The organism is Rhodobium orientis (assembly GCF_003258835.1).
GTDB classification, from domain to species: Bacteria; Pseudomonadota; Alphaproteobacteria; order Rhizobiales; family Rhodobiaceae; genus Rhodobium; species Rhodobium orientis.
In genome coordinates this window covers 1-272 of sequence record NZ_NPEV01000163.1, presented here as the reverse complement: position 1 = coordinate 272, position 272 = coordinate 1, and the positions used below count along the sequence as shown (strand labels likewise).

Sequence of the window (272 nt, the reverse complement as noted above, 5' to 3'; positions counted from 1 at the left end):
AAGAATGGGTCAGAAGAATAGAAGAGCTGACTGGATTTGAAGTCATTGATTCCATTCCGAAAGCTGAGCCTCTCGGGCCGAAAACACCGCTGGACTGCATGGTTGTTGCGCCATTGACGGGAAATTCGATGAGCAAGCTTGCAAACGCCCAGACGGACAGTCCGGTTCTCATGGCGGCCAAAGCGACGATGAGAAACTCCCGTCCCGTCGTCCTCGGCATTTCAACGAATGACGCGCTCGGCTTGAACGGCGTCAACTTGATGAGGCTGATG

General features: G+C 53.7%; 1 protein-coding gene. It reads left to right on the top strand.

Translation table 11 applies throughout. From position 1 onward, the window contains the following. Window positions 1–98: 98 nt before the first annotated feature. Window positions 99–272: hypothetical protein (locus tag CH339_RS25665; protein ID WP_497847421.1), on the top strand; the 174-nt coding region annotated here is incomplete at its 3' end.